Here is a 14,127-nt window from a genome sequence, read left to right on the forward strand (position 1 = left end):
GGATTGCTAGCATGTCCGAAATGACTCCACGCGAAATTGTCAGCGAACTCGACAACCATATTATTGGTCAACATAAAGCTAAACGCTCTGTTGCTATCGCCCTGCGTAACCGCTGGCGCCGTATGCAATTAAATGAGCATCTACGCCATGAAGTGACCCCAAAAAATATTCTGATGATTGGTCCTACTGGGGTAGGTAAAACCGAAATCGCGCGCCGCTTAGCGAAACTAGCCAATGCGCCATTCATCAAAGTTGAAGCAACTAAATTCACCGAAGTGGGTTATGTTGGTAAAGAAGTTGACTCCATCATCCGCGATCTTACTGATTCCGCAGTAAAAATGGTGCGCTTACAATCTATCGAGAAAAACCGTTACCGCGCAGAAGAAATGGCGGAAGAACGTATTCTTGATGTCTTAATCCCACCAGCAAAAAATAACTGGGGGCAAGCAGAGCCGGTTGATGAACAATCACCAGCACGCCAAGCATTCCGTAAGAAATTACGTGAAGGTCAGCTAGACGATAAAGAAATTGAAATTGAAGTCTCTGCGGCACCTATGGGCGTTGAAATCATGGCTCCTCCGGGCATGGAAGAGATGACCAACCAACTGCAATCTATGTTCCAGAACCTAGCAGGTCAAAAACAGAAGCCTCGTAAGATGAAAATCAAAGAAGCTTTCAAACTGCTGGTGGAAGAAGAAGCTGCAAAACTGGTTAACCCAGAAGAACTAAAAGAACAAGCGATTGAAGCCGTTGAGCAAAATGGTATCGTGTTTATTGATGAATTCGACAAAATCTGTAAACGCGGCGGTCAAAGTTCTGGTCCAGATGTTTCCCGCGAAGGGGTTCAGCGTGACCTACTACCACTAATCGAAGGCTGCACCATCTCAACCAAACACGGTATGGTTAAAACTGACCACATCCTATTTATCGCGTCTGGTGCATTCCAAGTCTCTAGCCCATCAGACTTGATCCCTGAACTGCAAGGTCGTCTGCCGATTCGCGTTGAACTAGAAGCACTAACGACGGAAGATTTCGAGCGCATCCTAACTGAACCGAATGCATCATTGACTGAACAGTACAAAGCGCTGATGGCAACCGAAGGTGTTAGTATTGAATTTACCGCTGATGGGATTCGCAAAATTGCAGAATCTGCATGGCAAGTGAATGAATCAACTGAAAATATCGGTGCTCGTCGCTTACATACCGTACTAGAACGTCTGATGGAAGATATCTCTTTCGATGCAAGTGAGCGTGATGGACAAAGCATTACAATTGATGCTGAGTATGTCCGTCAACACTTAGACGAACTCGTTGCGGATGAAGATCTGAGTAGATTTATTTTATAATCTTATTAATTATCAGGTTTTCATGTATCCTTACAAAGTGCAGCTAAAATGCTGCACTTTTGACATATTGAACCCAACTTAATAAAAACATTTACTCTCAATAATTCAAATGGTCACTCAGCAACAAGCCACGTTACCCATTGAAATATCCGAGTACGGTGAATAAATTACATGAACTCATCTTCAATCAGCCGCAAACAAGCTTGGCTAGAAAGTTTACGACCAAAAACCCTGCCATTAGGGGTGATTGCCATCGTGACAGGCTCTGCATTGACCTATTTTACTGGCAACTTTAAGTGGCCAGTGGCTCTGCTTTCAATCATTACAGCAGGCTTATTGCAAATTTTATCTAACCTCGCAAATGATTATGGTGACGCCGTCAAAGGCTCAGATACCGCTGAACGTATTGGTCCCTTGCGAGGTATGCAAAAAGGGATTATCACCAAAGAAGATATGAAAAAAGCCCTGAAGCTCAATATCTTCGCGGCTTGCCTTTCTGGCCTATTACTGATTATTGTCGCGTGCGAAAAGCCTGAAGATGCTATCGGATTTCTTGGCTTAGGGTTAGTCGCAATTGTCGCTGCAATTACCTATACCGTCGGTAAAAAACCCTACGGCTATCTTGGTCTGGGTGATATTTCCGTTCTGATTTTCTTTGGTTGGTTAAGTGTGATTGGCACATTTTACCTGCAAGCCAACAGCTTTAATGTCATCACTATTCTGCCAGCCACTGCCTGTGGATTACTGTCGGTTGCAGTATTAAATATCAATAATATGCGTGATATCGAGAACGATGTTAAAGCGGGTAAAAACACGTTAGCCGTGCGTTTAGGTCCACAAGGTGCCCGCATATACCACGCGATTCTTATCATCGTCTCAATCTTATGTTTGGTCTTTTTTAATTTAATCTACTTAACGGGTTGGGCTGGTTGGCTATTTTTACTGGCAGTACCGATGCTAATGAACCATGTTCGTAAAGTCCTTGCTGATCCTACCCCTGAAGGAATGCGCCCAATGTTAGAAAACATGGTAAAAACCGCGTTAGTAACCAACGTTTTATTCTCCCTTGGCGTTATTCTGAGCAAATAGTCTTAATTATTTGCTGTTTTTTTGACTTTTCCCGCCTATTTTTTGGCGGGAATTTTGCCAATCAGTAACGAAAAGGGATATACTGACCATCCTCTTGCAGCAAAAAAGACCTAAATCCTATGAAATATGATACTTCCGAACTCTGCGACATCTACCAAGAAAGCGTTAATGTAGTAGAACCTTTATTCTCCAACTTTGGTGGACGTACTTCATTTGGCGGTCAAATCATTACAGTAAAATGCTTTGAAGATAATGGCATTCTGTATGATTTGCTGGAAGAAGACGGCCATGGTCGCATCTTGCTTGTTGATGGCGGAGGCTCAGTGCGTAAAGCGCTGATTGATGCTGAACTCGCTCGACTCGCGGTAGACAATGGCTGGGAAGGTATTGTTGTTTACGGTGCCGTCCGTCAAGTCGATGCATTAATGGAGTTAGACCTCGGCATTCAAGCCGTTGCAGCAATTCCTGCGGGCTGCCCTGATGAAGGGGTTGGCGAAAGCGATATCCGTGTCAATTTTGGCGGTGTAACGTTCTTCTCTGGCGATTATCTGTATGCCGATAACACGGGCATGATCTTATCCGAAGAACCACTGACCCAAGCAGCCAACGACGATTTCGACGAAGCCATCGACGAATAATCCCCACCAAATTCCAAAAAAAGGCAGATATCACTATCTGCCTTTTTCTTTTCTGTTTTCCGCTTTCTGTTTTTCTACTACTTTTTACATCTTTCAGAAAACACTCCTCTGCATTCCCAAAATAATTCGAGTCACAGGTAGGCGGCGAGTGGAGGATATCCCGATGAGCATACACAAGTATGTGATTCGGGTATCCAAACGAAGCCAACACCCCTGTGGCTTGAAGTATGAAGGGAATTAGACTTCTTCCATCTTGCCAAGAAGAGTACGTAAACGCTCCTGCCAAGTTGCCTGTTCTTGCTTCAGTTGTTCATTCTCACGAACCAAAGACTCAGTACCTGACTTAGTCGCTTGCAACTCTTGGTTTAATGCACCGTTTTGTTCTTTTAGTTCATCAATTTCCATTTGTAATAATGCGATGGTATCAATGGCTTGTTGAACTTTAGATTCTAGTTTCTCAAATACTTCAAATGACATGTTCTGATCTCCCTTATGAGCGCTTTCCCCCGATTGTAAGTAGCATGATCCTCTCTGTCCAGTGACTTACACTTGATTACAAACATTATTCTTTTAATTGTTGAGAGAGTGACTATTCAAATGTTTGAATTCGACCTTAAAAATGATTGTTTGTTTTCGTTTTTTGGTGATTTGACACACAGTTTTTACAAACAGCAATATTCGATTATCTTTTTTCCCGCTAAATTAACAGAATAAATTTTTGTAACGAAAATTATACTCGTGCAAAACACCTATCTTAACAACTATTGCAGGATGAACATTTATGAGCAAAATGACGCCTTCAACACTGACGGGTCAGTGTATATCGGAATTTTTGGGTACTGCTCTGTTGGTTTTTTTTGGTCTAGGATGTGTCGCAGCAGTACGTATTGCAGGTGCTCAATTAGGTCTTTGGGAAATTAGTGTGATTTGGGGCTTCGGTGTTGCACTTGCCGTTTACCTGACTGCGGGAATTTCTGGTGCCCACTTAAACCCAGCCGTCACATTGGCATTATGGCTATTTGCTTGTTTTGATAAGCGAAAAGTTGTTCCTTACATTATCGCTCAAATGCTAGGGGGTTTCTGTGCCGCCGCCTTAGTGTATTCGATGTACTCCCCTGTTTTTTTCGATTACGAGCAAGTTCACCATATTGTCCGTGGTACACAAGAAAGTTTATTTACCGCAGGTGTCTTCTCCACATACCCTGCCCCACAAATCAGCGTGCTCCATGCTTTCTTTATTGAAGTCGTGATTGCAGCCATTTTAGTCTGCTTAATTTTAGGTTTAACCGATGATGGTAACGGTGTACCTAAAGGTCCACTCGCACCATTACTCATTGGTATCTTAATTGCTGTTATCGGTGGCTCTTTTGGTCCACTGACTGGATTCGCCTTAAACCCAGCCCGTGACTTTGGTCCAAAAGTCGTGGCTTATTTAGCGGGATGGGGTGATATTGCGCTAACAGGCGGACGTGATATTCCTTATTTCCTTGTCCCATTGACTGCACCGATTGTTGGTGGTCTGCTAGGGGCATTCGGTTACCGTAAATTAATTGGTCGCCATCTACCTTGCATGACATGTGAGTCTGATGAAGAAGAGAAAAAAAACTCTTAATACCGCTTCTTATTCCCAAACAATGTTTAACCATTGCTGAACAGGTTTAAATTATGACAACAGAAACCAATATCGTTAAAAAATATATTGTCGCCCTTGATCAAGGCACAACCAGTTCGCGAGCTGTCGTTCTCGACCATGATGCAAACATCGTTAGCATTTCTCAGCGCGAATTCACGCAAATTTACCCAAAACCAGGCTGGGTAGAACATGACCCAATGGAAATTTGGGCAACACAAAGTTCTACGTTGATTGAAGTCCTTGCCAAAGCAGATATTCGCACGGATGAAGTCGCCAGTATCGGGATTACTAACCAGCGTGAAACGACTATCGTTTGGGAGAAAGCAACTGGTAAGCCAGTCTATAATGCGATTGTTTGGCAGTGTCGCCGTACTGCGGATTTCTGTACCCACTTAAAAACCAACGATAAAGAACTCGAAGAGTATATTCGTCAGAACACAGGCTTAGTCGTTGACCCTTATTTCTCCGGTACAAAAGTGAAGTGGATCCTCGATAATGTCGAAGGTGCTCGTGAACGCGCAGAAAAAGGTGAATTATTGTTCGGTACTGTTGATACTTGGTTAGTATGGAAAATGACCCAAGGTCGAGTACATGTGACTGACTACACCAACGCTTCCCGTACTATGTTATTCAACATTCGTAATTTAGAGTGGGATGATAAAATCCTTAAAGCACTGAATATTCCTCGTAATATGTTGCCAGAAGTTCGCCCATCTTCCGAAGTGTACGGTCAAACCAATATCGGCGGTAAAGGCGGGACTCGTATTCCAATTTCAGGCATTGCAGGTGACCAGCAAGCCGCGCTGTACGGTCAATTATGTGTGAAATCAGGGATGGCGAAAAATACCTACGGAACGGGCTGTTTCTTATTAATGAACACTGGCAATACGGCGGTTCGCTCCAATCATGGTCTATTAACGACTATTGCTTGCGGTCCTAAAGGGGAAGTTAACTATGCCCTTGAAGGTGCGGTGTTTGTTGGCGGGGCATCCATTCAATGGCTACGTGATGAGCTGAAACTCATTGATGAAGCAACAGATTCAGAGTATTTCGCAACCAAAGTCAAAGACAGTAATGGTGTCTATGTTGTCCCTGCATTTACTGGATTAGGTGCCCCGTATTGGGACCCTTATGCTCGTGGTGCTATCTTTGGCTTAACACGTGGTGCAAACCGCAACCATATTATCCGTGCCACACTGGAGTCTATCGCATACCAAACTCGCGATGTCCTTGATGCAATGCAAGCCGACTCGGGTGAACGCCTAAAAGCGCTGCGTGTAGATGGTGGCGCGGTTGCCAATAACTTCCTGATGCAATTCCAATCTGACATTCTCGGTACATCCGTCGAGCGTCCTGCTGTACGTGAAAGTACTGCGTTGGGTGCAGCTTATTTAGCCGGTATTGCTGTTGGATTCTGGGAAAGTCTGGATGAGCTGCAAAGTAAAGCCACGATTGAGAAAGTCTTTAAACCTGGCATCGAAACCACAGAACGTAATTATAAATACGAAGGCTGGAAAAAAGCCGTTGCTCGTGCCCAAGAGTGGGAAGACCGCGCGTAGTATTATTTCTCTTTATCTATCAAAGCAGTGCTTCGGCACTGCTTTTTTATTTCCCACTACAGAAATAAATTACTAATTTATAATTAGCAAACAAATAGTTAACTAGTAAATACAATCATGGTTACCTAGACTAATAATAAATTAGAAAGAACCGACTCGCTTATTTAAAATCGTTTCCTGCAATAACAGTGTTTATCTTTTATTTCAGGAGATCAGGTTATGGATAACCAAAAAAAAGGCATTTTTAGTCGCTCAAACCAACATGCTGTACAACTCATATATCAAGATATACTGCAAGGAGAGATACAATTAGGTCTCTACAAAAACCGAGGTCGGGTCGCGAAAATTCATACAGACAGTTTTTATCTTGACGGCTTAAAAAACTCACCACAACAAGATCTCGCCGGACAGAACGCATTTGCACTCACAAATTGGCTACTCGATAAACCCCGTTTACCGGGAGAACAACGCACAAGTTACGTATTAAGTACGGTAGATTCTAGTGAATTCTCAGGCTTTGAATTTCACCCCCAACATAGTGTATGGATTGACAGCTTTAATTCCCCTCACCAATGGCGTGATGGTGAACCTCGCTCCCAAGCTCAATTGGTCGATTTACTCTTACCTAGCGGGCAATGGCATCGTAATTACAATACTGTCATACTCGCCACTGATGCAAACGACTTACAAGTTGAATTAATCAAACATTGGCTGGAGCTGACGGGAGGAAGTGTCATTCTCATTGAAAATGATAAAAACGAAATATCCTTACCCATTCAGCAATTACTTAATGAATTAACCCCCATAGATGTTCATGAGGAAGCACAGGCTATTCAGCCAACGCAAAAATCTGCAGGTCTTCTCGTGACCTCTTACCAACCAGAAAAACGAGTCGAAAGCAGCAACTGCACAATTACAAATTTGAGTTTCTATGATAGCGAATTAGCCGATAACACAGACACTACGGTATGGATTTATGAAAGTGTCATAACACCGACGCAATTTGACGATGTTCGTATTTATGTTGATACCCAGTACCATTCAGAAGAACTCATTCTCGAAGTTGGATCAAATACTCAGATAATTGCCGAGCATAATGAATTCGGTGAAGTTTACCTAAGTAGAGTGAATAAAAACCAACATATCCCCATTAAAATCACGACAAAAACGCAGGGAACAGCTCCAAAAATTCGTTTAGGATGGGGATTTTCTGACAGTGAATCCATCCATGCAATCCCAGATACGGCATTTCATTATGTACCCGCTAACCATATTCCGAATAACCAACCTGAATCGCCGCCAATAATCCAAAAAACTCCCCAGCAAACCACTTTCAACCCGTATGGTTTTCAACAAACGTTGGTTTTACCTGCTACATCGATAAATTCGCTAGCATTAACAGATGACATTCTAAAAAATAGCCACTATTTCACTTTGGTTATCAATAGTTCACGCCAAAATATAGCCCTTAGGCTCGATGATATTACGCTATCCGAATCTGACTCTTGGCATGAGCTAGCCATCAAAATAGAAACTGAAGTTAACCAGCAACTGGTTGCCAATGAATTACCGCCTATCACCCTCCAGTATTCTCAAGGGCGATTATTGCTAGAATGTAAAGGTATGATAGTTTCTCAGTTTCAGTTCAAAGACAGCCAAAAGCACCCAATTCTCATCGTTGAAAATCCAAATGGAAACGCTAATCAACTCGTCATTGGCGCTATTTCAGGTAGGCTTCCAACACACGAAGATATTGCCTACTTTCAACTCATTGAATCTCCGCTGTTTGGCAAAGTAGAACTCAATAGCCAAACAGGCAAGTGGGTATATCGTCCTGATGAACAGCGCCACTTCCAAGGACATGACCAATTTGATGTTTCTGCGGTTATGGAGGACGGTTCGGTATCAGCCCCAATGTCGATTCAATTACAGTCTGAAAGCGCGCCAGATGTCTCCATCCCCGGTCAAAGAACTTTTACCCTTCCTGACCCAATCTATCATCAACCTGAATTACGGGACGACAAAACTCCCGCCGACATGCAAGTATTAAATGTTCAAATGGCACAAACACACTTACTTGCACCTAATTCTCCCCATTTCACATTGACAGCCAACCGCTGGGCATTATTAAAAGTTGACCTCATTAGCCCATCCGCCGCAAATGCACCTGATATTGTCGCTATTATTCGTAATAAATCAGGAATAGAACTCGAACGAGTTATTTTGACTGGTCCCCAAAAACTGCCGACAAACATTGATGAAAAACCCCAAAGTCCCAGCATAGAAGCTCAAGATCTACATCGTAATAGCTACACTGCACCGATTAGAGGGAAATGGATACAACCAGAGATCCAAATACAAATCATGGCGGGTGATACACCAATAATTCAACCTTATACTGATGCTGAAGGTTGGTTTTCTCCCCCCGTTAAACATGTCACACCCATCATTGCTCATGTAACTAATAAAAGCTTATATCAACCAGGTCATGGCAGTTATGCCTATTCACCTTTAAGCTGGGGGCTAGAAGCTGCGGCAAAGCTTCCTACTCATCAATTTTCACTGTTTAGTTACCCATCACTGGCGAAACAACCGAGCTTATTCCCTTACCTTATTAAAGAGGGAAACGCTTATACTGATGATAACAACTTGATTCATCTGCTATACGATGCCCCAAAAACCATTGAAGAACCCTCTAGATCTCAAATTGGGTGGGCCTATCAAGATAGCCAAAAAGCAGCTCGTCGAACCAAGCTATATTCAGAATTTTTTTATTCCTCTATCAATCGGTTACCAATGAGTGGAGGGTCCTCGGGGGTGATTGGACTAGCAACTCATCATTTTGGTGGCGGGATCACTAAATCCAGTATTCTCTGGCATGAAACATTCGGGCATGGACTAAGTTTGGGTCACACCACAGGCTCACGTTATCCTTATGCAGCCGAAAGCCATGGAGAAACTATCGCCTTCGATCAATATCGCCAACAATACACGACCTATTTCGATAAAGATCAAAATAGTGAAATCATGCCTGCTATGTACCCTCGAGACTATGCACATTTCACTGAACAATATGATGCCTTCTTATCTCATGCCGACTATTTAGCGTATCGAGCTCAACAGTTTTTAGCTCGAATAGATGAGCAAGAAATACCCCGTGAATATCTGCCCGTTTATCAACTGAATGGTTCTTTTTTATCTCTCGCTGATGGCTCACTCCATCCTTATAGCCAGCTCACCGTCACACAAACACTAGGGCATTTAATATCCAAAGAATATCTTGATGCCAATCATCATTTAAAAATCACCTATGCAACTCAAAATGGATTACTCACGGAAACAATGCCTATTTCCCTAGGTGGAAATGAACTCAATGTGAATATTGCAAATAAAGGCGAGTTAGTCAGTTTAGAAATTATAAAAGATCAAGATGATACAACGCTCTATCACTACAAAAATCCGGAATCATTAGCGAATCGCCTATTTATTCACGGTAATGGTAAAGCAGTACCAAATGAATTGCAGATGGATAATTACTGGCGAGGCAGTAAATTATTTTGGGCATACGATGGAGACAACCAAGCTTTGTGCGCGACGTGGGTTGAAAATGGGCGGCTTAATCAGCAATATTTTTCATTAAAAATGCCCTTCAATCAGCATCAAGTAAATACTGAGGCAAAGTTTACACCCCTTAACCATCTGAATTTATATTCCGATAGCCAATCTGCATCAGAAACCCATGTTGTATCCGACGTTCGACTGCTTTCTGATGTTCAACTCAATCAGCGGATCGATATTAAACAATTAGGTATACAGACTAACAGCGACACCAACTATTGGGCCACACTACTGGTTTATAATGAGCACGGGGAGCTTCAAGAATATGCACCTCTGGAAACGTGGTACCTTTCAGTGCAAGACGATACGTTGATCGCCAAGGGCACCATAGATAGTACCCCGAACTTAAATATTGCGGGTATCAAAGTCCATATTGACTCACATTTACAAGATGACGCCGCCGCCAGCACTATACTTATCCAACAAAATGAATATGCGCTTGCTGAAAATCGTGAATGGTTAAACTATGACCGCCCTGTGGAATTTAACTCGCTCATTTCACACATGGCGGGAATGAAAGAGGACGCAATCAGCGCACAACAACAAGCTTCTCAATGGGTTGAAGCCATGCATTTCGTACCATTAGCCGCATAAAGATAAAAATAAGGGGGCTTAATTGCCCCCTTATTTTAGATTCTTAAACGAAAGTCTTAGGTTAAACCATTCGCTCAGTGTGGTTCATACGGCGAGCTAACGGCAGCCAGCACAATACCACCAGCATTGACATCAAAAACATCAGTAGACCAAGACTGAATTGTCCATTTTGTGGCATCAACGCTGACACCCATGTCGCCACACCAGAGCCCACATTTTGTAGTCCGCCCACCAATGCCCCTGCCGCACCAGCTAAATAGGGGAATGGCTCCATTGCGCCCGTTGTCGCCAATGGGAATAACATGCCTGCACCGAAAAAGAAAATAGAAGCGGGAACAAGTAGTGTCCATGTATTCATGATGCCGAACCAACCAGGAACCCACATCATGACTCCTGCAGCTAAGCAAATCAGCACAGACTGCCACATAAGTGCCGAGAAACTCTTACCTTCACGCCCTGCATACCAAGCGCCAAAGAATGCCGCGGGAATAGGCAGAATAAACAGAATACTGACCGTGATACTGCTCAGCCCTAACACTCCGCCCATCAATACACCGCTACATGCTTCAAAAACGGCGATCCCAGCTAATGCACCAATCAACATCGTTAAGTAAGAAAGGAACGAACCGTTAGACAATAATTCACGGTATGATGCCACTAAATTATGCTTTTCTGGCGAGATTGGACGGGTTTCTGGCATCCAGCGATACATGCTTAGCAATACCCCTCCGCCCAGTAAGAATAAGAAAATATAGCAGGCATGCCAGCCAAAGAAATAGGCCAATACCCCACCAAACATCGGCGCTAACAGCGGGCTAACTAATACCCCCATATTTAGCAAACTGTTGGCATAACGTAACGCTGTGCCTTTATACAAGTCACGAGGCATGGTTCTTACCATCACACCAGCAACACCGGTTCCTAATCCCTGCAAACCGCTCGCGATCGTTAATACGGTTAACGTTGGCGCGAAAATTGCGACAACCGTTGACACTAAGAAGATGGATAAACCCGCTAAAATCACAGGACGGCGGCCAATTTGGTCAGACAGAGGACCGTATAATAATTGCGAAAAACCGTAAGAAAACAGATACGCCGCCATGACGCGTTGCACAGAACCGGAAGGCTCACCGAAATAAACAGCAATTTCAGCAATAACCGGAACATAGACTGTTTGAGTCATTTGCCCAACCGCAGCGAGGGCAATCAACATCAATAATAAATTAAAATTTTCAAGCTTTCTCATTTTGCTCTCAGACATTCACAATTCCCGAGCACAATATAGCGCTGCATTATTAAGGTTTAATAACGCGAACACCTGCATTCAGGATTAAATAATAGATTTTTGTTTGTTGTTTTGCCCGTTACATTGGAATTATATAACTAGCAAACAATTGAAATTGTTCTTATGTGATTAAGATAACAAAATTTATGAATTTTTCGAGCTGGAACACCATTTTAATTTTCAATGCATTGGCAGTAATATTCGCCACCTCTGTCAACTTAACTGTACATTAAAATTACCAAACCCTCCATTTGCAGAATAATCCACTAAAACACTTTATCGATAAGCATAAACAATGAACTGATCTAGTATGAAATCCTATTAAGTTCAGCAATGTATATCTTAAATAATTCACTGTGCTGAACACTTTCTCTGTGTTTTTTCGATAACAGGATACAGTTATGGCAAATTGGGTAACAGGTCGGGTAGTAGAAACCAAATATTGGACGGACACTTTATTTAGTTTAGTGGTTGATGCCCCAATTCAGCCGTTTATTGCAGGACAATTTGCCAAGCTTGCCCTTGAAGTTAATGGAGAACGCGTTGCTCGCGCCTACTCCTATGTGAATGCCCCTAGTGATAATCGACTCGAATTCTATTTTGTTATCGTCCCAAATGGTAAATTGAGTCCAAAACTTGCTGAGCTACAGGTTGGCGATACACTGCAAATCACCGATGAAGCGTCGGGTTTCTTTGTGTTAGATGAAATTCCTGAATGTCGGCATCTTTGGATGCTTTCTACAGGAACAGCAATTGGTCCATTTCTCTCCATTTTACAAGAGAACAAAGGGTTAGAACGCTTCGATAAAATCGTCCTGTTACATGCCGTCCGCTACCAAAAAGACCTCAGTTACCTGCCACTAATGCAGAAGTTAGAGCAACAATTCGCAGGAAAATTACGCATTGTAACCGTAGTCAGTCGTGAACAAGTCGCCGGCTCACTGTATGGACGCGTTCCCGCATTAATTGAAGATCATCAGTTAGAGACGTTTGTGGGACTACCAATTGACGCAGAAAATTGCCACATTATGCTGTGTGGCAACCCTGAAATGGTGAGAGATACCCGCGATAAACTCAAAGACACTCATGGGCTAATAAAACATTTACGCCGTAAACCGGGGCATATTACCAGCGAGCAATATTGGTAATCGTTTTACTGCTAAGACAGGTAATCCACATTATCTGTCTTTTCTCCATAGGGATTTTCAGTTTCCATTCCCACAAAAACGCCGCAATCAATCAACATAATCATCGTAATCAACAGTGGAAGGAAGCGCCCAATTCCCCATTGCCAAATATCGGCTAATTGGCTCACATCGATGGAATAAAGTGCAAAAGCCAATACGATCAAAGCAAACCAACCTCCCGGTTTGCCTCTATCATGTAAGCGTTTGGTAAAAATCGCCGCAAGGGGATACAGTAGTAAAATAAAGAGCACCACAATGACAGCATCAGGGATGGAAAACGCATTTTGCAGCAACGAAATTAGAGTTACGAGAATAAAGCAGCTGGCTATGCCTGCCCAAAAAGGTCGACGCCCAATTCTGCCTTTAAAGGAAAAAGCCCATTGTAGTAATGTCATTGTGTGTAATCCTGATACAATATTAATCTCTGAAGAATAAGTGGCAGAAAAAATGGCTCAACCAATATTCCGTTCCATGTCCATCATCATAACCGCTTTTGTATGCTATTTTCCACAAATGGCGCTGTCTCAAAAGGTACCCACTTTACCCGATACTGACTTAAGCGTGGCTTATTTAGCGCCCGATGCGCCGACCTTTAATCTCACTATTCCAGAGCTACGCAATCAGTTCAATCAAACGTATAAAGACTTGTATCTTCATGAATACAAAGTTATTGCTAGCCAAGATATCTCCGCACCCTATATCCGTGCCGCATCACGCATTAATCAGCAAATATACTCTTCCGCTGTTCTTGAACGAGGCAGCGAGAAAATTAAAAGCTTGCAGATCACTTTGCTCCCTACTGACAATGAAGCGGATGCACAAGAGAATCGACAATTAATTGAACGTTATATTATCGCCATCATCCACCAATTTGATCCTAACGTTTCAATGGATAAAGCCCCTGAGCTAACAGCCGCACTCAACAAATTTATGGCAAATAAAAATCCAACGCGTGCTGAAGAGGCAAGATTGGGTGCGTTACGGTATATTTTGGTAAAAAGTGATAATAATGTGCTTACTTTTGCTGTTGAACCGATTAAGCTAGAGCAATAAGCTCTCGAAGACGATAAGTTTTCAAAGTCAATAAATAGACTAAATGGATGATGATCACGCTCTGACAATAAGCATGATGAAAAGCAAAGCTATTATTATCCATTGTTCCTATAATGCAGGAACAG

At 42.7% G+C, this 14,127-nt stretch carries 11 protein-coding genes; 8 read left to right on the plus strand and 3 right to left on the minus strand.

Going from position 1 to position 14,127, the window contains the following annotated elements; all coding sequences use genetic code 11:
• Window positions 1-11: 11 nt before the first annotated feature.
• From hslU to rraA, 3 genes are all read left to right on the plus strand, one after another.
• Window positions 12-1,346: an HslU--HslV peptidase ATPase subunit gene (gene hslU, locus PROVALCAL_RS16715; protein WP_006660515.1), complete on the plus strand. Its 1,335-nt coding sequence runs from the start codon at window positions 12-14 to the stop codon at window positions 1,344-1,346.
• A 171-nt stretch (window positions 1,347-1,517) separates the two neighbouring features.
• Window positions 1,518-2,435 carry a 1,4-dihydroxy-2-naphthoate polyprenyltransferase gene (locus tag PROVALCAL_RS16720; RefSeq protein WP_006660516.1) on the plus strand — a complete coding sequence of 306 codons (918 nt, stop codon included), beginning with the start codon at window positions 1,518-1,520 and terminating at the stop codon, window positions 2,433-2,435.
• 119 nt (window positions 2,436-2,554) lie between these two features.
• Window positions 2,555-3,073 (plus strand): ribonuclease E activity regulator RraA, encoded by a 519-nt coding sequence (gene rraA, locus PROVALCAL_RS16725; protein WP_006660517.1) that lies wholly within the window; start codon window positions 2,555-2,557, stop codon window positions 3,071-3,073.
• A 237-nt stretch (window positions 3,074-3,310) separates the two neighbouring features.
• Here rraA and zapB read toward each other — a convergent pair whose 3' ends face one another.
• Window positions 3,311-3,550 carry a cell division protein ZapB gene (zapB, locus tag PROVALCAL_RS16730; RefSeq protein ID WP_006660518.1) on the minus strand — a complete coding sequence of 80 codons (240 nt, stop codon included), beginning with the start codon at window positions 3,548-3,550 and terminating at the stop codon, window positions 3,311-3,313.
• Between the two features lie 304 nt (window positions 3,551-3,854).
• Here zapB and PROVALCAL_RS16735 point away from each other — a divergent pair, with 304 nt between their 5' ends.
• The 3 genes from PROVALCAL_RS16735 (at window position 3,855) to PROVALCAL_RS16745 (ending at window position 10,477) form a co-directional block, all read left to right on the plus strand.
• On the plus strand, window positions 3,855-4,685 hold the full coding sequence (locus PROVALCAL_RS16735; RefSeq protein WP_006660519.1) for an MIP/aquaporin family protein: 831 nt from the start codon (window positions 3,855-3,857) through the stop codon (window positions 4,683-4,685).
• A 53-nt stretch (window positions 4,686-4,738) separates the two neighbouring features.
• On the plus strand, window positions 4,739-6,265 hold the full coding sequence (gene glpK / locus PROVALCAL_RS16740; protein WP_006660520.1) for a glycerol kinase GlpK: 1,527 nt from the start codon (window positions 4,739-4,741) through the stop codon (window positions 6,263-6,265).
• A gap of 219 nt (window positions 6,266-6,484) precedes the next feature.
• Window positions 6,485-10,477 (plus strand): hypothetical protein, encoded by a 3,993-nt coding sequence (locus PROVALCAL_RS16745; RefSeq protein WP_006660521.1) that lies wholly within the window; start codon window positions 6,485-6,487, stop codon window positions 10,475-10,477.
• 61 nt (window positions 10,478-10,538) lie between these two features.
• On the opposite strand, the gene emrD is transcribed toward PROVALCAL_RS16745, so the two are convergent.
• Window positions 10,539-11,723, minus strand: a complete 1,185-nt coding sequence (gene emrD / locus PROVALCAL_RS16750) for a multidrug efflux MFS transporter EmrD (RefSeq protein WP_039862336.1) — start codon at window positions 11,721-11,723, stop codon at window positions 10,539-10,541.
• 440 nt (window positions 11,724-12,163) lie between these two features.
• On the opposite strand from emrD, the gene fpr reads away from it, so the two are divergent.
• Window positions 12,164-12,910, plus strand: a complete 747-nt coding sequence (gene fpr, locus PROVALCAL_RS16755) for a ferredoxin--NADP(+) reductase (protein ID WP_006660523.1) — start codon at window positions 12,164-12,166, stop codon at window positions 12,908-12,910.
• 11 nt (window positions 12,911-12,921) lie between these two features.
• Here fpr and PROVALCAL_RS16760 read toward each other — a convergent pair whose 3' ends face one another.
• A complete protein-coding gene (locus tag PROVALCAL_RS16760; protein WP_006660524.1) occupies window positions 12,922-13,344 on the minus strand; it encodes a DUF805 domain-containing protein in 423 nt (140 codons plus the stop codon).
• 52 nt (window positions 13,345-13,396) lie between these two features.
• Between PROVALCAL_RS16760 and PROVALCAL_RS16765 the strand changes: the two genes are divergently transcribed.
• Window positions 13,397-14,002: a DUF1454 family protein gene (locus PROVALCAL_RS16765; protein ID WP_006663191.1), complete on the plus strand. Its 606-nt coding sequence runs from the start codon at window positions 13,397-13,399 to the stop codon at window positions 14,000-14,002.
• The last annotated feature ends 125 nt before the right edge of the window (window positions 14,003-14,127 follow it).

Source organism: Providencia alcalifaciens DSM 30120, from assembly GCF_000173415.1.
Classification (GTDB): domain Bacteria; phylum Pseudomonadota; class Gammaproteobacteria; order Enterobacterales; family Enterobacteriaceae; genus Providencia; species Providencia alcalifaciens.